The 24,206-nt window shown below is 70.1% G+C and carries 21 protein-coding genes; 7 read left to right on the top strand and 14 right to left on the bottom strand.

The annotated features are described in order from the left end of the window. Positions 1–81: 81 nt before the first annotated feature. From cobT to OG734_RS39955, 6 genes are all read right to left on the bottom strand, one after another. Positions 82–3,807, bottom strand: a complete 3,726-nt coding sequence (gene cobT / locus OG734_RS39980) for a nicotinate-nucleotide--dimethylbenzimidazole phosphoribosyltransferase (RefSeq protein ID WP_330292296.1) — start codon at positions 3,805–3,807, stop codon at positions 82–84. Positions 3,808–4,193: 386 nt separating this feature from the next. Continuing rightward, positions 4,194–5,426, bottom strand: coding sequence for a precorrin-6y C5,15-methyltransferase (decarboxylating) subunit CbiE (gene cbiE / locus OG734_RS39975; RefSeq protein ID WP_330292295.1), 1,233 nt, complete (start codon positions 5,424–5,426; stop codon positions 4,194–4,196). Between the two features lie 119 nt (positions 5,427–5,545). Beyond that, entirely contained in the window at positions 5,546–6,184 is a 639-nt protein-coding gene (locus tag OG734_RS39970) for a GNAT family N-acetyltransferase (RefSeq protein WP_330292294.1), read from the bottom strand. Between the two features lie 153 nt (positions 6,185–6,337). Then, a complete protein-coding gene (locus tag OG734_RS39965; protein ID WP_330292293.1) occupies positions 6,338–7,168 on the bottom strand; it encodes a MetQ/NlpA family ABC transporter substrate-binding protein in 831 nt (276 codons plus the stop codon). Between the two features lie 112 nt (positions 7,169–7,280). Continuing rightward, the gene (locus OG734_RS39960; RefSeq protein WP_330292292.1) at positions 7,281–8,039 is read right to left on the bottom strand and encodes a methionine ABC transporter permease; all 759 of its coding nucleotides are present in this window, start codon (positions 8,037–8,039) and stop codon (positions 7,281–7,283) included. After that, positions 8,036–9,079, bottom strand: coding sequence for a methionine ABC transporter ATP-binding protein (locus OG734_RS39955; protein WP_330292291.1), 1,044 nt, complete (start codon positions 9,077–9,079; stop codon positions 8,036–8,038). Before OG734_RS39955 ends, OG734_RS39960 begins: the two co-directional genes overlap by 4 nt. Positions 9,080–9,507: 428 nt before the next feature. Between OG734_RS39955 and OG734_RS39950 the strand changes: the two genes are divergently transcribed. Together OG734_RS39950 and OG734_RS39945 are read left to right on the top strand one after the other, a co-directional pair. Beyond that, positions 9,508–9,867, top strand: coding sequence for a hypothetical protein (locus tag OG734_RS39950; protein ID WP_006373857.1), 360 nt, complete (start codon positions 9,508–9,510; stop codon positions 9,865–9,867). Positions 9,868–9,889: 22 nt separating this feature from the next. Then, on the top strand, positions 9,890–10,336 hold the full coding sequence (locus OG734_RS39945; protein WP_330293957.1) for a hypothetical protein: 447 nt from the start codon (positions 9,890–9,892) through the stop codon (positions 10,334–10,336). A gap of 84 nt (positions 10,337–10,420) precedes the next feature. On the opposite strand, the gene OG734_RS39940 is transcribed toward OG734_RS39945, so the two are convergent. From OG734_RS39940 to OG734_RS39930, 3 genes are all read right to left on the bottom strand, one after another. Beyond that, a complete protein-coding gene (locus OG734_RS39940) occupies positions 10,421–10,918 on the bottom strand; it encodes a GNAT family N-acetyltransferase (RefSeq protein WP_330292290.1) in 498 nt (165 codons plus the stop codon). A gap of 45 nt (positions 10,919–10,963) precedes the next feature. Continuing rightward, the gene (locus OG734_RS39935; RefSeq protein WP_330292289.1) at positions 10,964–11,470 is read right to left on the bottom strand and encodes an RNA polymerase sigma factor; all 507 of its coding nucleotides are present in this window, start codon (positions 11,468–11,470) and stop codon (positions 10,964–10,966) included. Positions 11,471–11,619: 149 nt separating this feature from the next. Further along, entirely contained in the window at positions 11,620–12,828 is a 1,209-nt protein-coding gene (locus OG734_RS39930; protein WP_330292288.1) for a glycerophosphodiester phosphodiesterase, read from the bottom strand. 339 nt (positions 12,829–13,167) lie between these two features. Between OG734_RS39930 and OG734_RS39925 the strand changes: the two genes are divergently transcribed. Then, on the top strand, positions 13,168–13,839 hold the full coding sequence (locus tag OG734_RS39925; protein WP_330293956.1) for a lysophospholipid acyltransferase family protein: 672 nt from the start codon (positions 13,168–13,170) through the stop codon (positions 13,837–13,839). A gap of 121 nt (positions 13,840–13,960) precedes the next feature. On the opposite strand, the gene OG734_RS39920 is transcribed toward OG734_RS39925, so the two are convergent. The 5 genes from OG734_RS39920 to OG734_RS39900 form a co-directional block, all read right to left on the bottom strand. Then, entirely contained in the window at positions 13,961–15,493 is a 1,533-nt protein-coding gene (locus OG734_RS39920; RefSeq protein ID WP_330292287.1) for an MFS transporter, read from the bottom strand. Continuing rightward, positions 15,490–16,041 carry a TetR/AcrR family transcriptional regulator gene (locus OG734_RS39915; RefSeq protein WP_330292286.1) on the bottom strand — a complete coding sequence of 184 codons (552 nt, stop codon included), beginning with the start codon at positions 16,039–16,041 and terminating at the stop codon, positions 15,490–15,492. Before OG734_RS39915 ends, OG734_RS39920 begins: the two co-directional genes overlap by 4 nt. 80 nt (positions 16,042–16,121) lie before the next feature. Beyond that, complete coding sequence (locus OG734_RS39910; RefSeq protein WP_330292285.1) at positions 16,122–17,093, bottom strand: aldo/keto reductase; 972 nt, start codon at positions 17,091–17,093, stop codon at positions 16,122–16,124. 299 nt (positions 17,094–17,392) lie between these two features. Further along, positions 17,393–18,823, bottom strand: coding sequence for an argininosuccinate lyase (gene argH / locus OG734_RS39905; RefSeq protein WP_330292284.1), 1,431 nt, complete (start codon positions 18,821–18,823; stop codon positions 17,393–17,395). Positions 18,824–18,942: 119 nt separating this feature from the next. Continuing rightward, a complete protein-coding gene (locus OG734_RS39900) occupies positions 18,943–20,136 on the bottom strand; it encodes an argininosuccinate synthase (RefSeq protein WP_330292283.1) in 1,194 nt (397 codons plus the stop codon). Between the two features lie 209 nt (positions 20,137–20,345). Here OG734_RS39900 and OG734_RS39895 point away from each other — a divergent pair, with 209 nt between their 5' ends. The 4 genes from OG734_RS39895 to OG734_RS39880 all read left to right on the top strand — a co-directional run bounded on the left by OG734_RS39895 (position 20,346) and on the right by OG734_RS39880 (position 24,187). Then, positions 20,346–21,218: a hypothetical protein gene (locus tag OG734_RS39895; protein WP_330292282.1), complete on the top strand. Its 873-nt coding sequence runs from the start codon at positions 20,346–20,348 to the stop codon at positions 21,216–21,218. A 135-nt stretch (positions 21,219–21,353) separates the two neighbouring features. Next, positions 21,354–21,941, top strand: coding sequence for a pyridoxamine 5'-phosphate oxidase family protein (locus tag OG734_RS39890; protein ID WP_330292281.1), 588 nt, complete (start codon positions 21,354–21,356; stop codon positions 21,939–21,941). 3 nt (positions 21,942–21,944) lie between these two features. Further along, positions 21,945–22,649, top strand: coding sequence for a L,D-transpeptidase family protein (locus OG734_RS39885; protein ID WP_330292280.1), 705 nt, complete (start codon positions 21,945–21,947; stop codon positions 22,647–22,649). Between the two features lie 155 nt (positions 22,650–22,804). Then, a complete protein-coding gene (locus tag OG734_RS39880) occupies positions 22,805–24,187 on the top strand; it encodes a ferredoxin reductase family protein (RefSeq protein WP_330292279.1) in 1,383 nt (460 codons plus the stop codon). The last annotated feature ends 19 nt before the right edge of the window (positions 24,188–24,206 follow it).

Genomic DNA, 24,206 nt, shown 5'->3' with positions numbered 1-24,206 from the left:
GGTCCGATGGCGACTGTGCCCACCCGTTCCGCCTCAGCGGAACGACTGCCCACAGCCGCGCGGCGCCGCCGAAAAGAGGTCCTACTTCTCCGTTACTCCCGCCGAGTCGAACGTCGCCACCTCGTGCATCGCCCTCGCTGTGCTCTGGACCAGCGGCAGGGCCAGTAGTGCGCCTGTGCCCTCGCCCAGGCGGAGGTCCAGGTCGACGAGGGGGCGCAGGCCCAGCTTGTTCAGGGCCGCCACATGGCCCGGCTCCGCGCTGCGGTGGCCCGCGATGCACGCGGCCAGGACCTCGGGGGCGATCGCACGGGCCACCAGGGCGGCGGCGCCGGCGCTGACGCCATCCAGGATCACCGGCGTACGGAGGGAGGCGCCGCCGAGGAGGAGGCCGACCATGGCCGCGTGTTCGAATCCGCCGATCGCCGACAGGACGCCGATCGGGTCGGCCGGGTCCGGCTGGTGGAAGTCGATGGCACGGCGGACGACCTCGGTCTTGCGGGCGAGGGTCTCGTCGTTGATGCCGGTGCCCCGGCCCGTGACCTCGGCCGGATCCGTGTCCGTGAAGACCGAGATCAGGGCGGCCGAAGCCGTGGTGTTCGCGATGCCCATCTCGCCCGTGAGCAGAGCCTTGTTGCCGGCCGCCACCAGGTCGCGGGCCGTCTCGATGCCCACCTCGATGGCCGCCTTGGCCTCCTCGCGGGTCATCGCGGGGCCGGTCGTCATGTCGGACGTGCCCGCGCGGATCTTGCGCGGCAGCAGTCCGGGGGTGGCGGGCAGGTCCGAGGCCACGCCCACGTCGATCACGCAGACCTCGGCGCCCACCTGGTTCGCGAAGGCGTTGCAGACCGCGCCGCCGCCAAGGAAGTTGGCGACCATCTGCGCGGTCACCTCCTGCGGCCAGGGGGTGACGCCCTGGGCGTGCACTCCGTGGTCGCCCGCGAAGATCGCTACTGCGGCCGGCTCGGGGATCGGGGGCGGGCACATCCGGGACAACCCAGACAGCTGCGCGGAGATGATCTCCAGCATGCCGAGGGCGCCCGCCGGCTTCGTCATGCGCTTCTGCCGCTCCCACGCCTCACCGAGCGCCTTTGCGTCCAGTGGGCGGATGTTGGCGACGGTCTCGGCGAGCAGGTCGTGCGGCTCCTCACCGGGCAACGCCCGACGGCCGTACGTCTCCTCGTGCACGACCCACGACAGCGGGCGGCGCTTGGACCAGCCCGCCTGCATCAGCTCGGGCTCCTCCGGGAACTCGTCGACGTAGCCGACGCAGAGGTACGCCACGACCTCCAGATGTTCGGGCAGGCCCAGCGCCCGGACCATCTCCCGCTCGTCGAAGAAGCTGACCCAGCCGACGCCGAGGCCCTCGGCGCGGGCCGCGAGCCACAGGTTCTCGACCGCGAGCGCGGAGGAGTAGGGGGCCATCTGCGGCTGCGTGTGCCGGCCGAGGGTGTGGCGGCCGCCGCGGGTCGGGTCGGCGGTCACGACGATGTTCACCGGCGTGTCGAGGATGGCCTCGATCTTCAGTTCCTTGAACTGCTTCGCGCGGCCCTTGGGCAGCGACTTGGCGTACGCCTCCCGCTGGCGCGCGGCCAGTTCGTGCATCGTGCCGCGGGTCTCCGCCGAGCGGATCACGACGAAGTCCCAGGGCTGCGAGTGGCCGACGGACGGCGCCGTGTGGGCCGCCTCCAGCACGCGCAGCAGTACGTCGTGCGGGATCGGGTCGCTGCGGAAGCCGTTGCGGATGTCCCGGCGCTCGCGCATGACCTTGAGCACGGCCTCGCGCTCGGCGTCGTTGTAGCCGGGGGCGGCAGGGCCGGTGGACTGTCGTACCTCTTCCACTGCGGCTTCCACTGCGGCCGTGCTCTCTTCGCTCTCTTCCTGGTCGGCGGCCCTTGTGTCCAGGTCGTCCGCCTGCTGTGCCACCTGTACGACATCGGGTTCAGGGTCGGGAGCGGCTTCGGGCTCCTCGGCCAGGACCGCCGCCACCGGGTCGGGGGCCGGGTCCGCCTCACGGGGGGCTGGGACCGCGGCCTCGGCCGGTGCGGGCGCGGGTTCGTTCTCCGGGGGGAGGACGAGGGCGTGCGGGGGTGTCGGGGCCAGGTGCGGGGCGTTGGGCACAGTGCCGTCCACCGGGACGAACTCGTCCACCGGCTCGGCCAACGGCGGCTCGGCCACCAGCTGGGGCTCGTCGACCGGCTCGGCCGGTTGCGGCTCGGCGAACGGGGTGGGCTCCTCGGCGGGCTCCGCGAACTGCTCGGCCACGAGGGCGTCAACGACAACGGGTTCCGGGGCGGGGGTCGCGGGCGCGGCCGGCGTGGGCTCCGGGTCGTTCGGGACAGCCGGTGCGAGTACGGCTTCGGGCGTGGCTGCCAGTACTTCCGCTGCCTCCGCGGCGACGGCGGGCTGCGCCTCGGCAGGGAGGTGCCCGGCGTTCTCCAGTACAGGGGCGGGCGCCGCCGCCGGTACGGCCTCGGGCTGGGGTTCCGCGAGCGGGGCGGCCTCGGTCACCTGAAGGGCAGCGTCCGCCAGGTGGGGCGCCGGGTCCGCGAAGTGGGCAACCGGGGGCTCCTCCGCAGCGGGCGGAGTCGGGAACTCCCCCATGGGGACGTCCGGGGCGTCGACGTGTGCGCCGGGGTGGACTGCCTGCGGCTCGCTCTCAGGGGCGGCCTGAGGGACGATCTGCGGGACCGCCTCCTGGTGGGCCTCGGAGATGAACTGGGCCTCCGGGGCCAGCACCGCGTCCGGCACGACCTGCAGGTCCGGCACAACCGGCTCTTCCGGTACGACCGGGGCGCCCAGTACGGGCTCGTCCAGTACCGGCTCGTCCAGTACCGGCTCGTCCAGTACGGGTTCCACCTCCGGTACGACGATCAGGGCGTCCTCGGACTCCGTCACGGCGCCCTCGGCCTCCTGCGGAGCCTGCGCCACCTCGGGGGTCACCGGGGTCGCCGGGAAGCCGCCGCCGGCCTCGGGGCCCTCTGCTGCGGGAATCGCCGCGGGGGGCTCCGGAAGCGGGGGGACCTCAAAGGCGTACGCGCTCTCCGGCGAGTGAACGGGCTCGGGCGTCTCATAGGCGCCCTCCGGCCCCTCGTACGCCGCCTCCGGAGTCACTTCCTGGAGCGTCGGCTCAGGCTCCACCGGCTCCGGGGCCTCGGTCGGCTCGGGCACCGGCTCCGGTGCCGGGGTCTCGGCGAGGAGTGGAGCAACCGTTTCCGCGGGGTGCGCCCCCTCGCTCACCAGCAGCGGGGCCGGCGCGGCCTGTACAGCTGCGTGAGCCTGGGCCTGGGCGCCCCATGGAGCCGCGCCCTGCGGGACCGGGTCGGCGGGCAGAGGGGGTGCGTCGAGGTATTCGGGACCGGGGGCCGGCGCGGGCGTGCCGAACTGGCGTACCGGTGCGGGCGTACCCGCCGGGCCCCGGTCGGCCAGGGAGCGGACCGGGCTCGCCGAGGCGTCGGGGGTCGGCGGGCCGAGGTGCAGCGGGCGGCGGGGCGTGATCGGCGCCGTCGCCTGGGGGGTGGCGACCGAGGCCGGAAAGCGGACCGCGGTCAGGTCGACCGAGCCGCTGTCACGGCCACCGGTCTCGTGCGGGCCGGGCTCGTGCACGGCCTCCACGACGGGCGCCGGTGCGGGCGGAGCGACCTCGTTGCCCCACGCGCTCTGGGCGCCCGGGAGCAGCAGCAGGTCTTCGTCCTCGGCGGTGGTCTCGGAGAGGTAGGTGTACGCACCGTGCGTGGCAACGCCCGGCTGTTCCACCATGCCTGCGTTCTCCGGCAGTCCCTCGGCCGGGACCTGGCCGGTGTCGGTCATGCGAACCCCTCGCCCATCGGTTAGTGCTTCTACGACCAGCTCACCCGTAACGGCTCACCGATCGCCCCGTAGTGAAGAACGAGCATGCGCGCCAAGCGGCACGAACGACCCGTCCCAGAAAGACGACAAAGCCACTAACTGGCATTGTCGCCATCAACTGGCATTCTTGCGGCCGTTCCGCCGTAGCGGCAGCCTGATCCGCCACGGTCCGCTGTGGACTGCGCCACGTTGCGCGCCCCACCGGTTCCGCCGTACCACACTCACCCCAAAACGGGTGTGCTTTCCGGACATTGGGCTACGAAGCGCCGGGCCACCGAGTGCAGTGCAACGGTCGGCCAGCCTACCGCGCGCAGTACGACAACAGGATCACGGGACGGCAACCGGCATCAGGGCGCGCGGTCGGGCAGGACTCCGCTGAGCAGGAACGCGACGCTCCGTTCCTTCTCCGTCCAGGTGCGGGTGTCGAGTTCGACGGACTGGAGCAGGGCGCACTCGACCTGGTAGCCGTGCTCGGTCAGATCGCGGCCGACGAGTTCGGCGTCGTCGCGGGTCGCCGCGTGGGTCACGATGCGCTGCGGACGCCGGTCGGCGACCGCGGAGACCACCGCCGCTCCCCCGCCGCCGACGCGGACGACATCGGGCTCGGGGAGGTCCTCCAGGATGTGCGGGGCCTCGCCGCGCACGATCTGGAGCTGGACGCCGAAGCGGCGGGCGGCGAAGTCGGTGCGGGCGCAGGCCTCCACGGTCCGGTCGACGGCGATGACGGCGGCGCCGCTGCGGGCCGCGTCGGTGGCGAAGGCGCCGTTGCCGCAGCCGATGTCCCAGACGAGGTCGCCCACGCGCGGTCCCAGACGGGCGAGTTGGGCGGCCCGCAGCAGCTCCGTCTCACCCTCGCCGGGGGCGGGCGGACCACCCGCGGTGGAGCTGTGGCCGTACGCCTCGGTGGGCAGGGCCCAGCCGCGCGGGCCCGCCGCCGGGTCGCGGCCGGCGAGCCAGCCGCTGTCGCCGCTCGCGGCGGCGGGGCCGATGACGATGACGACGTTCGGGTTGCGCCAGATGCGGTCGGCGGCCTTGTCGGAGGTGAGGACGGTGATCTGTTCGCGCTCGGTGCCCAGTTCCTCGCAGATGACGAAGGTGCGGTGGACTCCGTCGAGGAGCAGGCCGAGTTCGGCGGGGCCCGCGCCGGGTGAGGTGAGGACGGCCACCTTGGCGTGTGCGCGGCACACGTTGACCGCCCGGCGCAGGGTGCGGCGGTGGGCCACGACCACCTGGGCGTCGTCCCAGGGCATACCCGCGCGGGCGAACGCGGTGGCCACCGGGGACACAGCGGGGACGACCTCTACCTCCAGGCCGAACTCGGGGTTGCGCAGAGTCCGTACGACGCCGAAGAAGCCGGGGTCTCCGTCGGCGAGGACGACGGCGGTGCCGCGATGGCCGGCGATGCGGCGGGCGGCGAGGGCGACGCTGCCGAGGCGGACGCGTTCGGCGGCCGGGGGCACTTCGGGGAGCGCGAGGTGGTGGGCCGCGCCGGCCACCAGAGTGGCGGCGCCGAGGGCGGAGCGCGCCGTGGCGGTCAGGGGCGAGCCGTCCCAGCCGATCACCGTGACCCGGTCGGCCATCGTCGTCAGTCTCCAGAGGGTTCGCGCGGGGCGTCGTGGAACAAGGGACATCCCGTACACAGTCGGCCGCTACGGGGCTCCGTGAGCGTACCTGGTATGCCGGGAGCCGCTGCCGACTGTCAGTTCCAGTCGGAGTACGACGTGAAACCGCCGGTGTCGGCCAGTTCCCCGTCGGCCCCTTCGAGGTCCTCGGGCAGCAGGCTCCACACGATGAAGTCGGTGCGTACGTCGGTCCAGGTGCCGTCCTCGGTGCGGACGTGGGCTATACAGGCGCTCCGCAGGACGCCCTCGCTGATACAGCCGATCTTCTGGGCGACCTGCTGGGAGGCGGTGTTGTCGGCGGCCGTGCGCAGTTCGACACGCTCGAACTTCTGGTCGCCGAGCACCCATTGGGAGGTGGCGAGCGCGGCCTCGGAGGCGTATCCCTCGCCGCGCGCCCAGGGGGCGATGACGTACGACAGTTCGGTGGACCGGATGTGCCAGTCCGTCTTGGCCAGCTGGACGATGCCGACGAGGCGCTGGGTGAGGAACTCGGTGACGGCGAAGTCGAGGCCGCGACCCCCGGTGCGTTCGGCGGGCGCGTACTCGGTGATCCAGGCGTGGGCCGCGTCCTCGGTGAAGGGCTGGGGGACGTCGGTCCAGGCGGCGACCTGTTCGTCGTTCATCATCTCGGCCAGCGCGGGGATGTCGTCCTCGTCGAGGGGGCGCAGTACCAACCGCTCCGTGCTGATGGAGATGTTGGGGAAGGTGCTCGTCATGCGCCACTCCGTAGCCGTCGAAACCTGCAGACCTACAAACCTACAAACCTACGCGGCCTGCCGAACTGCCCAGCATGCAGCATGCGGCTCCGGAACCACAGCACGGGGTCCACTCCGGGTGAGCGAGTGGACCCCGTACGTGTCGGTAAGGGTCTAGAAGGACGGGATCACGGCACCGTCGTACTTGTCCTCGATGAACTTCCTGACCTCGGCGGAGGTGAGCAGCTTCGCCAGCTTCGCGACCCGGGGGTCGTCCTCGTTGCCCTTCTTCACGGCAAGGAAGTTGCCGTACGGGTTGTCCTTGGGGGACTCCGAGACGAGGGCGTCCTTCGCGGGCGAGAGGTCGGCTTCGAGGGCGTAGTTGCCGTTGATCACCGCGGCGTCGACATCGTCCAGGGAGCGCGGGGTCTGGGCCGCCTCCAGCTCCTTGAACTTGAGGTTCTTCGGGTTCTCGGTGATGTCGGCGGGTGTCGCCTCGTTGCCCACGCCGTCCTTGAGCGTGATGATCCCGTTCGCGGCGAGCAGCTTGAGGGCGCGCGCCTCGTTCACGCTGTCGTTCGGGACGGCGACGGTGGCACCGCTCTTCAGGGCGTCCGCGCTCTTGACCTTGTGGGAGTAGAGGCCGAGCGGTTCCAGGTGGACCGTGACGACCGGCGCTATGTGGGTGCCGTTCTTCTTGTTGAAGTCGTCGAGGTACGGCTGGTTCTGGAAGTAGTTGGCACCCACCGAGCCGTCTTCGGTCGCCGTGTTCGGCGTCACGTAGTCGGTGAACTCCCTGACCTCCAGGTCGAGGCCCGCCTTCTTCGCCAGGTTGTCCTTCACATAGGTGAGGATTTCCGCATGCGGGGTGGGGCTCGCGGCGACGACCAGCGGGCCGCTGGTGTCGGAGGCGGCGGATTCCTTGTCCGAGCCGCAGGCCGTCAGGCCCAGGGTGAGGGCTCCGGCAGCGAGGACGGCAGTGGTGAGCTTTGTGGCGTTACGCACGAAAAGTGCCTTTCCATGAGGGTGTGACTGTCCCCGTGATGGGTGGTACGGGGAAATCTGCGGGTGGGTGGGCGTGGTGAGAGAGGGGTGCTCGGCAGCGCTCGGGCAGCCTTCAGGCGGCCTTGCCGACATCCGTGGTGGCGGGTTCCTCGGTCGCGGTCGCCTTGGGCCCGGCCTTCAGTAGACGGAGTTTGGGCGCTCCGCCGGAACCGCCGCCGCGCCGGTGCAGCCTGCGGGCCGTGTAGTCGCCGGCGAACTGGATGACCGAGATGACGACCGCGAGAACGGCCACGGTGATCCACATCAGCCCGGTCTCGAAGCGCTGGTAGCCGTATCGGATGGCGATGTCGCCGAGGCCGCCCGCGCCGACCGTGCCGGCCATCGCGGAGTAGCCGATGAGGGCGACGACGGTCGTGGTGGCCGACGAGATCAGCGAGGGCAGGGACTCGGGTACGAGGACCCTGCGGACGACGGTCCAGGTGTTGCCGCCCATGGCCTGTACGGCCTCGACGAGCCCGTGGTCCACTTCGCGGACAGCTGTCTCGACGAGGCGCGCGAAGAACGGGATCGCGCCGATGGCGAGCGGCACGATGGCGGCCTCACGGCCGATCGTCGTGCCGGTGACGGTCCGCGTGAAGCTCATCAGCGCGACCATCAGGATGATGAACGGCATCGAGCGGGCGACGTTCACGACCTGTCCGATGACCTTGTTGGCGAGGGCGTTCTGCAGGAGTCCGCCGCGGTCGGTCAGGACCAGCAGGATGCCGAGCGGAAGCCCGCCGACGACGGCGATCAGCGTGGACCAGCCGACCATGTAGAGGGTGTCCCAACACGCCTGCTCAAGCAGCGGCCGCATTTCGGACCAGGTCACTTGGCACCGTCCTTCACCAGCACGGACTCCTGGTCCGCCCGTTCGACGACATCGATCTGCAGGCCCTGCTCGCGCAGGAAGCCGATCGGTACCACGTTCTCCTCGTAGCCGCCCGGGAGTTCGATGCGCATGCGGCCGACCTGCCTGCCCGCGACGGTGTCCATCGCGGCGCCGAGGATCGAGATGTCGATGTTGTACGTGCGCGAGAGCTGCGAGATGACGGGCCTGGCGGCCGCGTCCCCCTGGAAGGTGACGTCGATGACCGTGCGGTCGTCCCCGGAGGCTTCGCCGCTCACCGGGAAGAGCGCGGCGGCCAGTTCGGAGCCGGGGGTGGCGAGCAGTTCGCTGACGGTGCCGGACTCGACGATCTGCCCGTTCTCCATGAGCGCGGCCGAGTCGCAGATGGACTTGACGACGTCCATCTCGTGGGTGATGAGCAGCACGGTGAGCCCCAACTGCCGGTTCAGGTCGCGGAGCAGTTGGAGGATCGAGCGGGTGGTCTCCGGGTCGAGGGCGCTGGTGGCCTCGTCGGAGAGCAGCACCTTGGGGTCGCCGGCGAGGGCACGGGCGATGCCGACGCGCTGCTTCTGGCCGCCGGACAGCTGGGCCGGGTAGGCCTTGGCCTGGTCGGAGAGGCCGACGAGGTCGAGCAGGTCCAGCGCCTTGCGGGACCGCTCCTTGCCCGACGTACCGAGGATTTCGAGCGGCAGCTCGACGTTGTCCTGGACGGTCCGGGTGGAGAGCAGGTTGAAGTGCTGGAAGACCATGCCGATACGGCTGCGTGCCCGGCGCAGTTCCCGCCCGGCCCTGGGTCCGCGCCCGGCCAGGGCGGTGAGGTCCTGTCCGGCGACGGTGACCGTGCCGGCGGTGGGGCGTTCGAGGAGGTTGACGCAGCGGATGAGCGAGGACTTGCCGGCGCCGGACTGGCCGATGACGCCGTACACCTCGCCTTCGCGGACGTGCAGGTCGACGCCGTCGAGGGCGGTGACTTCACGACCGCGGGAGCGGTAGACCTTCGTGAGGCCGGACGTGGTGATCACAGGGGTTTCCGTCACTGTCGAGTGCGCGGGCGTGGGTGTGCCCGGACATGGAAGAGGATGTGCGCGGCTCGGGTCTGTCACGTACGCGCATGGGCCGGGTATGAGTCTCAGGAGTCATACGGCTGCGGCGTACGGACATGCCACGGCGGCTCGCTTCGGGGGCGAGGCTCAGGGGGTGGTGCGAGGGGCCTCTAGAAGGCGCACATTCGACACATACAACGAGCACCGGGCGTCAGGGTCGCCTCGGTCGCAAGGGTGCGGCTGCTCGAAGTGGTCATGCGATCAGTAAAGCAGACGTATGGACGCGGCCAAGAATGCGCGTCTCATGCCCGTCCATATTCCGGACAGGTTCCACGGCGGCCGTTCCTGCGGGGCGACCCCACGGGGCCGACCGCACCAGGCATTTTGAGCCGTAATAGGGTCACGGCATGCTTGATGCCCTGACGGTCGCGACCGCCGTCGCCGCTCTCGCGCTCGCCGCCTGGTGCGGCTGGGCCGCCTCTCGCGATCAGCCCACCAAGGACTGGCACTTCATCGGCATGGGCGTGGTCACGCTGCTCACCGTGGTCCAGTTGGTGGTCGGCATCGTCCAGCTCGCACGGGGCGAGAAGCCGGAGCAGGGTACGACGATCTTCGTGGCGTATCTGCTGGGCGCACTGGCGTGCGTGCCGGTGACGGGGTTCATGTCGCTGGCGGAACGCACCCGCTGGGGCTCGGTGACGGTCGCCGCGGGCGGAGTGGTGCTGGCCGTACTGGAGGTACGGCTCTATGACATCTGGGGAGGGTGAGATGGCCACCACGGAGGAGCCCATGGCCGAGTCCACGGCTGAGCCCGCGGAGGGGAAGCCGGTGCGGAAGCGGCTCATCAGCGGGCCGGGGATGCTGCTGGTCTGGCTGTACGGCGTGATGGTCGTCGGTGCGGTGTCGCGGTCCGCCGTGCAGATCTCGACCGAGTTCGGGCATGCGCCGCTTGCCTACTCGCTGTCGGCTGTCGCCGGGGTGGTGTACGGGTTCATCACGTACTCACTGGTGCGGGGCGGGGAGACGGCGCGACGCGCTGCGCTGGCCTGTTGCGCCGGGGAGCTTGTCGGCGTGTTGGTCGTGGGTACGTGGACCTTGGTCGAGCCGTCCGCGTTTCCCGACTCGACCGTGTGGTCCGACTATGGGGTGGGGTACCTGTTCATTCCGGTGCTGCTGCCGATCTCTGCCATGTACTGGTTGCGTCAAGCGCGTGCGCCTCAGAGGGAGGGTGGCTGAGATTTCTGCGCGACTGCGGGCCCGTGGGGGCTTGTCGCGCAGTTCCCCGCGCCCCTATGGGGCGCTCCTCTCAGCGCCCTGCTTCTAAGCAGTTGCCGCGTACGTCCCCGCCGGCTTTTCCAGGACGATCATCGGTACGCCGTCGGTGCCCTTGTCCGTGCCTACCGTTTCGTAGCCGACCCGGCGGTACAGGCGCAGGCCCTTGTCGCTGCGGTGGCCCGTGCTGAGGCGGAACCTCTTGGCGCCGCGTTCCTCCGCGAGCGCCGCCTCGGCCGCGCGCAGGAGGCGGGCGCCGATGCCGTGGCCCTGGAGGCGGGGGTGGACGCAGAGCTTGCCGATGGACGCCGTGCCGTCGGGGTTCGGTGTGCCTCGCACCGAGCCGACGACCTCCTCGCCCAGCCGCGCCACGTAGACGCAGTCCGCGCCGACTTCTTCCCGGACGGAGTCCAGGCTCTGGACGAGCGGATCGATCCGGTAGTTGCCGTACAGAGCGGCCTCGCTCTGGAAGCACAGGTACTGCAGCCGGAAGATCTGTTCGGCGTCCCGTTCTGTCGCCACGGAGATGGTCACGCTCATGCCCATGTGTGCACGCCTCCCGCTCACCTGCTCAGTCGTATGTCCTCACTCCTATCCCCGCGCTTCGCGCGCCGCAACCTCCGGCGTCAGCAAACGACGGAGACATCCCAGGCATCTGGAACGTTCCGGACCAAGACTCCCCTGTGAGATACCCAACTCCCCCGCGATTTCCCGGTATGTGAGGTCCTTGGGCGACAGCAGGGCCTCCATCAGGCTCGGGCAGCGGCCGGGCAGCCTGCGCACCGCGTCGCGCAGAGCACGGTGCCGGGCGGCGGCGAGGGCGAGTTGCTCGGGGCCCGGGCCGTCGTCGGCCGCGGGCTGGTCGCCGTACGGCCGTTCGATGCGGGCGGTACGACGGTTGCGGCGGGCCTCGGAGCGGACGGCCCGACGGAGCCAGTTCTGCGGGTCGGCCGGCGGCCCGTCGGAGTCGAGGCGTTCCAGGAGACGGAGCCAGACGGCCTGTTCCAGGTCACTCGGTTCGGCACCGTAGGCATATGCCTCCGCCGAGGCCTCGGCGGCGAGCAGGGGGCTCAGGGCGGAAACCATGTCGTGGGTCATATGCGGCACGACGCCGCCGCCCCGGCAGGAGGTTGCCGGGGCGGCCCGTTGTCACCCCAACCGGGGCCGGTCGGTCAGCCGTTGACGAGACCCCTCAGCCGCTCTTTGATCAGTCGTTCTCTGGTTCAGTCGTTCTCCGGTTCAGCCATTCAGCCATTCACGAAGTCCGCGCGGGCCAGCACGCCCGTGTCCGCGTTGTCCGTGAAGACGCCGTCGATGCCCGTCGCGAAGTATGTCCGGTACGCGCCGAAGACGTCTCCGTACGCGTCCGCGTCCGTGCCCTTGCGGAAGTTCGCCGGCAGGAAGGGGTTCTCGTTGCGCATGGTGTACGGATGCAGGATCAGGCCCGCCCTGTGCGCGTCCGCGACCAGGGTGGTCGGTGAGGTGAGCGCGCCCGTCGAGTCCTTCGGGATGACCAGGTCGAGGGTCGGGCCGATGCCCTGCGCGTACGAGGCGATCTCCTTCAGGCCGGCCGGCTTGATCAGGTCGGCGACCGTGCGCGGGTCGCCGGTCGTCACGAAGTCCCAGGGTTGGGTGTTCGCGGCCGAGAGGAGCACGACGAGCGGGTTGGCGACCAGCCGGTTGAGGCGCTGGATGCTGGTCGGTTCGAAGGACTGGAGGATGACCGGCGAGTTCTTCTTGTCCTTGCCGTACTTGCGCAGCAGCTTCGCGACCCGCTCCTCCAGGCCCAGGCCGAGCGCCCGGAAGTAGGTGGGGTGCTTGGTCTCGGGGTAGATCCAGACCTGCTTGCCGCGCTTGCGGGTCTGCTCGTCCTGCCAGCGGAGGACCTCCTCGAAGGTGGGGATCTCCCAGCGGCCGTTGTAGAGGGTGTTGTGCGGACGGTAGTCCGGAATACGCTCGACCGCGCGCAGCCTCTTCAGCTCGGCGAGGGTGAAGTCCTCGGTGAACCAGCCGGTGAGGGAGACCCCGTCCAGGACCTTGGTCGTCCTGCGGCTCGCGAACTCGGGGTGGTCGGCGACGTCGGTCGTCCCGCCGATCTCGGGCTCGTGGCGGCAGACGATGTGGCCGTCCTTGGTGGGGACCAGGTCACCGGCCTCGACGATGTCCGCGCCCAGGTCGAGGGCCAGTTGGTACGAGCCGAAGGTGTGCTCCGGGCGGTAGCCGCTGGCACCCCGGTGGCCGATGATCGTCGGTACGGGCAGGCTCTTCAAGCCACCGCCTCCGTGCTTCGCGTCCTGCCGCGCATTCCGCCTGGCGTCCCGGGCGTCGGCTCTCGCCGAGCCGGGCAACCCGACGGCCGCGCCGCCCGCACCCAGCATCGCGGCTCCGAGCAGCGCCCGCCGCCCCGTCGCCGTCGACTCCTCCTGCACATGTCCGTTCGACTCCATGGTGCTCATGAGCGCCCCTCTGTCACACCGTCATCTGTCCAAGCGGACCGATCGTAGGTGCGTGTACATGGCGACAGGGAGGCCTCGGGCAGAACACACGGGTGACGCCGGATGTCGGCATTGACGTGGCCGTGGTGGGTAGGCGGTCGGTGTGTCCTGTACGACTCGCGCGATCTCCGTCACATTTATGGCGGTCCGTCACCTGCCCGCAACACCGTGCCACCGCAGGTAAACGCGGGTCAACAGTACGTAAGCAGTCGGTGAACCCGATGTGCACTACCCCCCGAGGCGCGAGTATCGTCCTCACCTGCACAGACTTATACCGATCCCTTGACACCGGAGGGCCCGTTGTCCCGCTTCGCGCTCATCAAGGCACTGCTCGGACCGATCATGCGCCTGATGTTCCGCCCACGGGTGGAAGGCGTGGAGCACATCCCGGGGGACGGTCCGGTGATCCTGGCCGGCAACCACCTCACGTTCATCGACTCGATGATCCTGCCGTTGGTCTGCGACCGGCAGGTCGTGTTCATCGGCAAGGACGAGTACGTCACCGGCGAGGGTTTCAAGGGCCGCCTCATGGCCTGGTTCTTCACCGGCGTCGGCATGATCCCGGTCGACCGGGACGGGGCCAACGGCGGTGTCGCGGCGCTGATGACCGGTCGCCGGGTGCTGGAGGAGGGCCGCATGTTCGGGATCTACCCCGAGGGCACGCGCTCCCCCGACGGCCGTCTCTACCGGGGCCGCACCGGCATCGCCCGACTGACCCTGATGACGGGCGCACCGGTCGTGCCGTTCGCGATGATCGGCACGGACAAGTTGCAGCCGGGCGGGGCGGGTATGCCCCGGCCGGGGCGAGTCACGGTGCGGTTCGGTGAGGCGATGGAGTTCTCTCGGTACGAGGGGATGGATCGGGACCGGTATGTGTTGCGGGCGGTTACGGACTCGGTGATGACTGAGGTCATGCGGCTGTCCGGGCAGGAGTATGTGGATATGTACGCCACGAAGGCCAAAGCCGCGTAGGGGTTTTGAGGCTTGTTCGCCGGGTGCGGGTTCGTTGTGGCTTGTCGCGCCCCGCGGCGGAGCCGCAGATGGATACAGCCCCGCCGCCCCTCTGTGCGCACCCGGCGCGATCAGGGCCCGGCTAGGGGTGGTTGCCCCGCCCCTCCAGTCGTTGTCCCTTCAGCAGTACCCACGCCGCCCACGCCGCTGCCAGCAGGACCAACGCGCCCGCGCCTGCCGCAAGTGCGATGCCGTCTGTGAACGCCTCGCGGGCCGCCGCCAGAAGTGCTTCGCCGGTGGGTGCCGGCAGGCCCGCCGCCGTTTCCACCGCGCCGCCCAGTGATTCGTGGGCCTCGGCCGGTGTGCCCGCCGGGGCGTCGAAGTTTCGGTAGACGCCTGTGACGACGGAGCCGAGAAGGGCGATACCGAGGGCGGCGCCCAGTTCGTATGCCGTTTCCGACACCGCCGCTGCCGCACCCGCCTGTTCCTTGGGGACGCCTCCCAGGATGACGTCGGAGGTCACGGTGAAGGAGAGGCCCGCACCCACACCCACGACCAGCAGCGTGGTGCCGAGCAGCGGGTAGCCGGTCGACTGGTCCACCAGGGTGAGCGCCGCCAGAGCCAGGCCGATGGCCGCGAGGCCGCCCGAGACCACGGCCCGTACCGAGTAGCGCCGGGCGGCCGCACCGGCGAGCAGACCTGCCACCACCGCACCGACCGCCGCGGGCAGTTCGGCGAGGCCTGCCTCCAACGGCCCCCGGCCCTGCACCAGTTGCAGATACTGCGAGAGGAAGAACACCAGCCCGGACAGTCCCAGGATGGTCAGCAGGTCGGCGAGCACCGCCCCGCTGAACCCCCGGTCGCGGAACAACCGCATGTCCAGGAGAGGGACGGGGAGGGCGAGTTGGCGGCGCACGAAGCCGTACAGAGCCACGGCGCCCATGACTGCCGCGCCCAGCGCCGGCCACGAGAACCCGTGTGACGCCGCCTCCTTGATGCCGTACACGATGCCGACCATGCCGACGAGGGACAGTACGACGCTCCACAGGTCCCACGGGCCCGGCGCCGGGTCGCGCGACTCGGGGAGCAGCCTGATGCCGACCAGGACGAGAACCACCATCACCGGCAGGTTGATCAGGAAGACCGAGCCCCACCAGAAGTGTTCGAGCAGGAAGCCACCGACGACCGGGCCGACCGCGGTGCCGGCGGAGGCGGTCGCGCCCCAGATGCCGATGGCGAGGCTGCGTTCGCGCGGGTCGTGGAAGAGATTGCGGATCAGGGCGAGCGTGGCCGGCATCAGAGTCGCGCCCGCGACACCGAGCAGCGCCCGCGCCAGGATCAGCAACTCCGGTGACGTCGCGTAGGCGTTGAGCACGGACACCGCGCCGAACGCCGTCGCGCCGATGAGGAGCAGCCGCTTACGGCCGATACGGTCGCCGAGGCTGCCCATGGAGACGAGCAGGCCCGCGATGACGAACGAGTAGACGTCGCCTATCCACAGCAACTGGGTGCCGGACGGCTTCAGGTCCTCGCTGATATAGGGGGTCGCGAGACCGAGAACGGTCGCGTCGACGGCCACCAGCAGCACGGCCAGCACGAGGACGGACAGCGCGAGCCAGCGGCCCGGACGCCTCCCTTCCTCCGTCGCGTGGGCCGGCTGCAGGGTGCTGGTCATGATTCCTCTCTCCGTAGTGCGCCGCCGAGCAACAGCTCGACGATCATGTGGTTGAAGTCCTTGGAGGCGACTCGGCCCTCGCTCACGGCCCAGGCGCCGGAGGCCATGAGCCCGTAGAGCGCCTCGGTGAGCCAGGCCGGGGTGAGGTCGATGCGGAACTCACCGCTCTGCTGGCCGCGCCGGAACAGGGCGGCGATCCCGGCGTCGATCCGGGCCCAGCCCTCGTTCTGCCCCTCGCCCTCGAAGAGTTGGTTCTCCGTGTAGAGGAACGCGAGCAGTCCGGCGGCGGGTTCGAGCTCCCGCACCAGGCGGCGCACAGCCTCCTGAGCGGTGCCGTCGCCGAGTCGCGCGGCCGTCAGAGCCGCCTCGCACTCCTCGATGCCGAGCCCTTCGAGGGCCCGTACCAGCGTGTCCCGCCCGGCGAAGTGGCGGTGCAGCGTGGCCCGGCTGATTCCGGCCGCCTTGGCGACCTCGTCCATGGTGGACGTGGATTTCCGGGTGAGCAGGGCGGCTGCGCTGCGCAGCACGTGTTCACGGTCGACGGCCATGAGACAAGCATAGGCCACGTGAGACATTCATGTCTCATTAGAAGCGTGCACGTATCAGAATCGCCTGCTCAGTCAAGATCTCAGTGCCAGGGCAGCTGCCCGCGTCGCTCCCAGTAGACGCGCGGCTCCTCCACCAGCGCGGTCAGGCGCGACAGCTGGTCCTCGTCGAGGTCGACGACCGCCGCATGCAGGTTGGAAGCGAGCTGGCCGGCCGTGGCCGCGCCGGACAGTACGACCCCCGCCCACGGCTGCCGCAGCACCAGTGCGAGGGCGACGGCGTCCGCGCCGAGCCCTGTCTCCTCGGCGATCGCCCGTACGGCGTCCGGCGCCTGCCCGGCGGCGAGGCGGCCGTTGGCCATGCCCTCCTTGACGATCACCGTCAGTCCGGCGTCGTGGGCCTCGGCCAGCGCCGGCCCGGCGGAGGTCTCCAGGACGTTGTACGTCGACTGGACGGTACGGAAGAGGGGCTCGCCGTCGACCGTGACGGCGAGGGCGGCGCGGACGGTGTCGGCCTGGGCGGGGCCGCTGGTGGAGAAACCGATGGTCAGGCCCTCTGCGGCGGCCTGCGCGAGACGGGCGTGCAGTTCCTTGTCCGACAGGGCCGGGCTGTCGGGGGTCAGCGAGTGGATCTGGTAGAGGTCCAGACGGGCGCCGAGCAGGTGATCGGTTTCGGCGCGCTGACGCTCGTACGTCTGGAGGCTGTGGTCCTTCACCTCGTGCTGCTCGGCGTCGGTGGTCCAGTCGGCTGTGTAGGTGTAACCCCACTTGCTGCCGATCACGACATCGTCGATTTCGGGGTGCGTCTTCAGCCAGTCGGCCAGGAATTCCTCGGAGCGGCCGTACGAGCGGGCCACGTCGAAGTAGCGGACACCCTGGGCGTAGGCGGCGTCGAGGAGTTCGTGGGTGCGGGTGCGGAGGGCGTCGACGCTGCGGTTGTCTCCGAGGTCGGTGTCCCGGCCGAGGTTGATGTAGCCGGGGCGGGCGACTGCGGCGAGGCCCAGTCCGAGGTGGCAGGTGGGGGTTGTCGCTGTGGCCAGTCGGGCGAAGGGCATCGTGGGCTCCGTTCGGTCGGCTCCTTACGGCTTCCGACCAACGTAACCCGCGATGACCTTTGTCGTGCGTGGCGGGTGCCTCCGGCGGCTGGGCGGTTCATCGCCCCCGCCGCCCCTACCCGTCCCATCCCCAGGGGCCGTGCCCCTACGACCCCCTTCGCCTCGGAGCTCGGGGGTGCGGTTGGGTGACGGGTGCGGGGTCGTTGTGGCTTGTCGCGCCCACGCGGCGGAGCCGCAAATCGATACAGCCCCGCGCCCCTGAAGGGGCCTGCGGCCCTTCAGGGGCGCGGACCCGGTTGCTACTTCGACTTGGCTGTTGCCCATTCGTGCTGTGTCGCCACGTTCGCCTTCACCTCTGCCAGTTGGATCGCCACCGCGCTCGGGGCCGTGCCGCCGCGGCCGTTGCGGGAGGCGAGGGCGCCCGGGACGTTGAGGACCGAGCGGACCTCCGGGGTGAGGTGGGCGCTGATCTTCGCGAACTGGTCGTCCGTGAGTCCGTCCAGCTCCACCCCGTCGGCCTCCGCCGCCTTCACGCACTCGCCCGCGACCTCGTGGGCCACCCGGAACGGGACGCCCTTCTTGACCAGCCACTCGGCGATGTCCGTGGCGAGGGAGAAGCCGGCCGGGGCCAGTTCCTCCATGCGGTCGCGGTGGACGGTGAGCGTGGCCATCATGCCGGTGAAGGCGGGGAGCAGGACCTCCAGCTGGTCGCAGGAGTCGAAGACCGGCTCCTTGTCCTCCTGGAGGTCGCGGTTGTAGGCGAGAGGGAGGGCTTTCAGGGTCGCCATCAGGCCCGTGAGGTTGCCGATCAGGCGGCCGCTCTTGCCGCGTGCGAGCTCCGCGATGTCCGGGTTCTTCTTCTGCGGCATGATCGACGAGCCCGTGGAGAAGGCGTCGTGCAGGGTCACGAAGGAGAACTCCTTCGTGTTCCAGATGATGATCTCCTCGGCGATCCGGGAGAGGTTGACCCCGATCATCGCCGTGATGAAGGCGAACTCGGCGACGAAGTCGCGCGAGGCCGTGCCGTCGATCGAGTTGCCCACGCTGCCGTGCTCGAAGCCGAGGTCCCTGGCGACCGACTCCGGGTCCAGGCCGAGTGACGAACCGGCCAGCGCGCCCGAGCCGTACGGGGAGACCGCGGTGCGCTCGTCCCACTGGCGCAGGCGCTCCGCGTCTCGGGCCAGGGGCTGGACGTGGGCCAGGACGTGGTGGGCGAACAGGACCGGCTGGGCGTGCTGGAGGTGGGTGCGGCCGGGCATCGCCACGTCCGGGTGGGCCTCCGCGAGGCCGATCAGCGCGTCCTGGAGGTCGGCGATCAGGCCGGCGATCGTACGGGCGTGGTCCCGCAGGTACATGCGGAAGAGGGTCGCGACCTGGTCGTTGCGCGAGCGGCCGGCGCGGAGCTTGCCGCCGAGGTCGGGGCCGAGGATCGCCAACAGGCCGCGTTCCAGGGCCGTGTGGATGTCCTCGTCGGCGATCGTGGGGACGAGGGTGCCGTCGGCGAGATCCGCTTCGAGCTGGTCGAGGCCGGCCAGCATGCGGGTCAGCTCGTCCTGAGTGAGCAGGCCCGCCTTGTGCAGCACGCGCGCGTGGGCACGCGATCCGGCGATGTCGTAGGGCGCGAGCCGCCAGTCGAAGTGGACGGACGCGGACAGCTTGGCCAGGGCCTCGGCGGGACCGTCGGCGAAACGGCCGCCCCAGAGCCGTACGTCACCGCTGTTGCTGCTCACTTGCGTGCTCCTCGGAGGGGTTGCTCTCGGGTTCCGGATGTTCAGGTGTTCGGGCTCCGGATGTGCCACCGCCTCCCCACCCGCACGGGGAAGGGAGGCGGTGGCGACAACGGTATCGGTTACGCCTGGTCCCGCTTCGCGGCGATCTTCGACGACAGGCTGTAGATGTCGATGAAGCCCTTGGCCGCGGCCTGGTCGAAGGTGTCGCCCGTGTCGTACGTGGCGAGGTTGAAGTCGTAGAGGGACGTGTCCGAGCGCCGGCCCGTGACGACCGCGCGGCCGCCGTGCAGGGTCATCCGGACATCGCCGTTGACGTGCTGGTTGGCCTCGTTGATGAAACCGTCCAGGGCGCGCTTGAGCGGGGAGAACCACTGGCCGTCGTAGACCAGCTCGCCCCAGCGCTGCTCGACCTGGCGCTTGTAGCGGGCGAGTTCACGCTCGACCGTGACGTTCTCCAGCTCCTGGTGGGCCGTGATCAGGGCGATCGCGCCCGGAGCCTCGTACACCTCGCGGGACTTGATGCCGACGAGACGGTCCTCGACCATGTCGATCCGGCCGATGCCCTGGGCACCGGCGCGCTCGTTGAGCTGCTGGATCGCCTGGAGGACGGTGACGGGCTTGCCGTCGATGGCGACCGGGACGCCCTCCTTGAAGGAGACGACGACCTCGTCGGCCTCGCGCGGGGTGGCCGGGTTCGAGGTGTACTCGTAGATGTCCTCGATCGGGGCGTTCCAGATGTCCTCCAGGAAGCCCGTCTCGACCGCGCGCCCGAAGACGTTCTGGTCGATGGAGTACGGGGACTTCTTGGTGGTGGCGATCGGGAGCTGCTTCGCCTCGCAGAAGGCGATCGCCTTGTCGCGGGTCATCGCGTAGTCACGGACCGGGGCGATGCACTGGAGGTCGGGGGCGAGGGCGACGATGCCGGCCTCGAACCGCACCTGGTCGTTGCCCTTGCCGGTGCAGCCGTGGGCGACCGTGGTGGCGCCGTGCTTCTGGGCGGCGGCGACGAGGTGCTTGACGATCGTCGGCCGGGAGAGGGCGGAGACCAGCGGGTAGCGGTCCATGTAGAGGGCGTTGGCCTTGATCGCCGGGAGGCAGTACTCCTCGGCGAACTCGTCCTTGGCGTCCGCGACCTCGGCCTCGACAGCGCCGCAGGCGAGCGCGCGCTTGCGGATGACGTCCAGGTCCTCGCCGCCCTGGCCGACGTCGACCGCAACGGCGATGACCTCGGCGCCCGTCTCCTCGGCGATCCAGCCGATGGCGACGGAGGTGTCCAGACCGCCTGAGTAGGCGAGTACGACGCGCTCGGTCACGGGTTTTCTCCTCACAGTGCATTCGCTGACATGCATGAGTATGCAGGACTCTGCATGGTTCGTCAATCTCGGGAAATTTTCTTCCAGATGTTTGACGAGTCTTTGAACACGCGAAACCGCTTACCCGTACCTCACGCCAGACGCAGGCGCCGCGTCTGTACACCGAGTTGAACCGCACAGCCACCCCCTGACCCGAGTGAGGCATCCGCATGTCCAGGGCTCTTCCGAAGTACAACAAGCGTCGTGTGGGCATCATCGGCGGCGCCGCCGCAGTGGCTCTGACCGGTGCGATCGTCGCCGGCTCCGCCCTTGCCGGGGAAACGTCCAAGAACAACACCTCCACCCAGGCGACCACCAAGGCCGCGGTCGCGACGGTGAATTGCCCGGCGGTCGCGAACAGACTGCCCGCGATCCCGGCGTCGGCGAAGGCCGAGGTCGACCGCAACCTCGCCCTGCTGAACACGCAGATCGCCGAGGCCAACAAGCGCATCGTCGACACCCAGGGCCAGGGCGGCCCCAACTTCGTCCAGAACGCGATCGTCGGTCCGCTCAAGGACAAGCGTGTGGCGACCATCAACCGCATCGCCACCGCCATCGGCCGCACCGCCGCCAAGCCGGTCGGCCTCGACGCGCTGGCACCCTGCACCCTCAACGGGGCCGGGGTGGCCGCGCCTGCCGCGACGCCGCCCCAGCAGGCGGGTGGCAACGCCGGGAACGCGGGCAATGCGGGGAACACCGGTAACGCGGGCAACACGGGTAACGCCGGCAACGCCGGTAACAACAACGGCGCCGGCACCATCAGCTGCCCGGACGTGGCCTCGAAGCTGCCCGCGATCCCGGCGTCGGCGAAGGCCGAGGTCGACCGCAACCTGGCCCTGCTGAACACGCAGATCGCCGAGTCCAACACCCGGCTCGCGAACACGGTCGGCCAGGGTGGCGCGAACTTCGTCCAGAACGCGATCGTCGGTCCGCTCGAGGGCAAGCGCGCGTCGACCATCGACCGCATCGTCATCTCCATCGGCCGCACCGCCGCCAAGCCGGTCGGCCTCGAATCGCTGGCCGACTGCACGTTCACGAAGTGACGTGACACAGGCACTGTGGCCGCCCCGTCGCGAACGCCGGCCGGGGCGGCCTCGGTCCCTGTTCAGTCGTACGACCGTAGACAGATCACCAAAACCCTTAGACAGGCGAATGACTTTCCCCGACAATAGTTAGTCATGGGAAAGACTTACGAGCGCATAGACGGCCGCCTGCGTACGTTCATCGAGGCACAGCCCCTCTTCTTCACCGCGACCGCCCCGCTGGCCGGCGACGGCACGGTCAACCTCTCCCCCAAGGGCCTCAAGGGATCCTTCGTGATTCTCGACGAGCTGACCGTGGCCTATCTCGACTTCGCGGGCAGCACCGCCGAGACCGTCGCCCATCTTCGCGAGAACGGCCGGATCACGCTCATGTGGTGTGCCTTCGAGGGCCCGCCGAACATCGTGCGGGTGCACGGCCGCGGTGAGCCGGTCTTCCGTGACGACCCGCGCTTCCCCGAACTCCTCGCCCGCTTCCCGGACATCGACGCAACCGCGCACGGCCTGCGCGCGATCATCGTCGTACGGGCCGAACTCGTCCGGGACAGCTGCGGGTACTCGGTGCCCTTCATGTCGTACGACGGTGACCGCGATCTGCATGCCAGGCGCTTCGCGCGCGAGGACGACGCCTCGCTCAGCGCCTACTTCGAGAAGAAGGACCACATCGCGACGAGCCTGGACGGACTACCGGGGCTGCCGTTGCCGCTCCCGCCCAGTACCGTCTGAGCCATGCGTCCCGGAGCCGCCGTCGTCCTTGCGTCCGCGTCCCTTCTCGTGCTCGCCCCCGGTGCCCCTCCCACGGCCGCGCCGCCGCTGCCCGCCCGGATGGCCGACACCGGCGGTGGCTCCCAGCTGATCACGGCTCAGGCGCCGCGTGCCAAGGCGACGTCCGGCACGGTCACCTGGTGGAACCTGCGCGACGGGACGTGGACGAAGGCCGGCTCCGCGCCCGCCCGCTTCGGCGCCAACGGGCTCGTCGAGGGCGGCTCCCGCAGACAGAGCACGAACACCACTCCCACCGGGCTGTACGACCTCCCCTACGCCTTCGGCATCAAGAAGGCGCCCAGCGGTACCAAGGTCGCCTACCGGCCCGTGCGGCAGAACTCCTGGTGGTGCCAGGACAACGACTCGCGCTCCTACAACCGCTGGACCGAGCCCCGCCCCGCCGACTGCCGGGCCTCCGAGTCCGAGCACCTGATCTCGTACCCGCAGCAGTACGCGCACGCGTACGTCATCGGTTTCAACTACGCCAGGCCGGTGCGCAAGCGCGGCGCGGGGATCTTCCTGCACGTCAACGGGCGTGGCGCGACGGCAGGTTGTGTGTCCGTGTCGGCGGAGGCGATGCGGGCGATCCTGGCGTGGGCCGATCCGGGCCGCCGGCCGCACATCGCGATCGGCACGGAGAGCGGGCCGACGGCCGTCGTCCGCTACTGAGCATCGCTGAGCTTCGCCGAGTCTCACCGAGGAGGTGTTACCGGCCGTCACTCCCGTTGTCTGTGGACTTACCGGGTCACTGAACACTCAGCCGTCGTGGCACGTATGTGTGGGCCAAGGGGCCAAGCCTCTCGACCCCGTCCCACGGAGGAACCGTGACCACCACGATCGCAGGCGGACGTGCCGCGCGGCGCCAGACGATGCGCCGCATCCGACCCCGCCGATCGCCCGCCGTCCCGCTGCTGCTCGCCGTAGGAGCGGGCGCGGCCGGTGTGATCTGGCTGTGGTGGAGCAACACGCCCTCCCTGGCCGACACCACCGCCCAGGTCATCGCGGCGGGCCGGATCACGGGTCTGCTCGCCGGTTACCTGATGGCGCTGGTGGTGCTCCAGATGGCCCGGGTGCCCGCGCTGGAGCGCCGGGTCGGCTCGGACCGGGTGGCGCGCTGGCACGCGATGAGCGGCCGGTACACGCTCAGCCTGGTCGTGGCGCATGTGGTCCTGATCATGTACGGCTACGCCCTCCAGGCCGGGAAGACGTTCGGCGACATCGTCCAGCAGACGGTCGACTCGGTGAACCAGCTGCCCGACATGGGCAAGGCGGCGATCGGCACGGGGCTGCTGGTGGTCATCGGGCTCAGCTCCATCGGCCCGGTCCGGCGGATGATCCCGTACGACCTCTGGTACCACGTGCACCTGCTGACGTACGCGGCCACGTTCCTGACGTTCTGGCACCAGCTGTCCACGGGCAACGAGTTCGTCGTGGAGCCGGCCGCGAAGACCGCCTGGTACGCACTGTACGGCTCGGTGACCGCGCTGGTCCTCTGGTACCGCATCGTCACGCCGATCCGGCTGAACATGCGCCACCGGCTGCGGGTCGAGGCGGTCATCGAGGAGACCCCGGGCATCGTGTCCGTGCTGATGAGCGGCCGGAAGCTGCACCGGATGGGCGCGGAGGCGGGCCAGTTCTTCCGCTGGCGCTTCCTGGCCCCCGGTATGCGGTTCAGCTCGCACCCGTACTCCCTGTCGGCGGCCCCCCGCCCCAACATGCTGCGCATCACCGTGAAGGCGATCGGCGACCACAGCTCGGCCCTGCGCGAGCTGGAGCCCGGCACCCGCGTGTGGGCCGAGGGCCCGTACGGCGCCCTCACCGCCTCCAAGCGCAGCCAGGGCAAGGTGCTGCTGGTGGCCGGCGGTGTCGGCATCACCCCGATGCGGGCCCTGTTCGAGACCCTGCCCGGTGCGGCGGGCGACCTGACCCTTCTCTACCGGGCCAACAGCACCCAGGACCTGGCCCTGTGGGACGAGCTGGCGACCATCGCCAACGAGCGCGGCGCCCGGCTCATGTACGCGGTGAACAGCCCCGACGGAGAGCGCCCGGACATCTCGGCGGAGTCGCTGCGCCGGAAGCTGCCGGACATCGACGACCACGACGTCTTCCTGTGCGGGCCACCCGGCTTCGCGCAGGGTGTGTACGAGGCATTGCGCGGCGCGGGTGTTCCGGCGCGCCGTATCCACCACGAGTCGTTCGAGATGTGAGCGACGGGAGCCAGGAGCA

Origin of the sequence: Streptomyces sp. NBC_00576 (genome assembly GCF_036345175.1) — a bacterium.
Classification (GTDB): domain Bacteria; phylum Actinomycetota; class Actinomycetes; order Streptomycetales; family Streptomycetaceae; genus Streptomyces.
Note: the sequence above shows the minus strand (reverse complement) of the source record. Positions and strands in the feature narration are given on the sequence as shown.

Bases quoted from the DNA above. Each gene is read 5' to 3' on its own strand.
- OG734_RS39940 (WP_330292290.1), bottom strand. From the start codon at position 10,918: ATGGGCATGAGCGTGACCATCTCCGTGGCGACAGAACGGGACGCCGAA.
- OG734_RS39885 (WP_330292280.1), top strand. From the start codon at position 21,945: ATGCGTCCCGGAGCCGCCGTCGTCCTTGCGTCCGCGTCCCTTCTCGTG.
- cbiE (WP_330292295.1), bottom strand. From the start codon at position 5,426: ATGGCCGACCGGGTCACGGTGATCGGCTGGGACGGCTCGCCCCTGACC.
- OG734_RS39950 (WP_006373857.1), top strand. From the start codon at position 9,508: ATGCTTGATGCCCTGACGGTCGCGACCGCCGTCGCCGCTCTCGCGCTC.
- OG734_RS39970 (WP_330292294.1), bottom strand. From the start codon at position 6,184: ATGACGAGCACCTTCCCCAACATCTCCATCAGCACGGAGCGGTTGGTA.
- OG734_RS39915 (WP_330292286.1), bottom strand. From the start codon at position 16,041: ATGGCCGTCGACCGTGAACACGTGCTGCGCAGCGCAGCCGCCCTGCTC.
- OG734_RS39890 (WP_330292281.1), top strand. From the start codon at position 21,354: ATGGGAAAGACTTACGAGCGCATAGACGGCCGCCTGCGTACGTTCATC.
- OG734_RS39920 (WP_330292287.1), bottom strand. From the start codon at position 15,493: ATGACCAGCACCCTGCAGCCGGCCCACGCGACGGAGGAAGGGAGGCGT.
- OG734_RS39935 (WP_330292289.1), bottom strand. From the start codon at position 11,470: ATGACCCACGACATGGTTTCCGCCCTGAGCCCCCTGCTCGCCGCCGAG.
- OG734_RS39910 (WP_330292285.1), bottom strand. From the start codon at position 17,093: ATGCCCTTCGCCCGACTGGCCACAGCGACAACCCCCACCTGCCACCTC.
- OG734_RS39945 (WP_330293957.1), top strand. From the start codon at position 9,890: ATGGCCGAGTCCACGGCTGAGCCCGCGGAGGGGAAGCCGGTGCGGAAG.
- OG734_RS39930 (WP_330292288.1), bottom strand. From the start codon at position 12,828: ATGAGCACCATGGAGTCGAACGGACATGTGCAGGAGGAGTCGACGGCG.
- OG734_RS39895 (WP_330292282.1), top strand. From the start codon at position 20,346: ATGTCCAGGGCTCTTCCGAAGTACAACAAGCGTCGTGTGGGCATCATC.
- cobT (WP_330292296.1), bottom strand. From the start codon at position 3,807: ATGACCGACACCGGCCAGGTCCCGGCCGAGGGACTGCCGGAGAACGCA.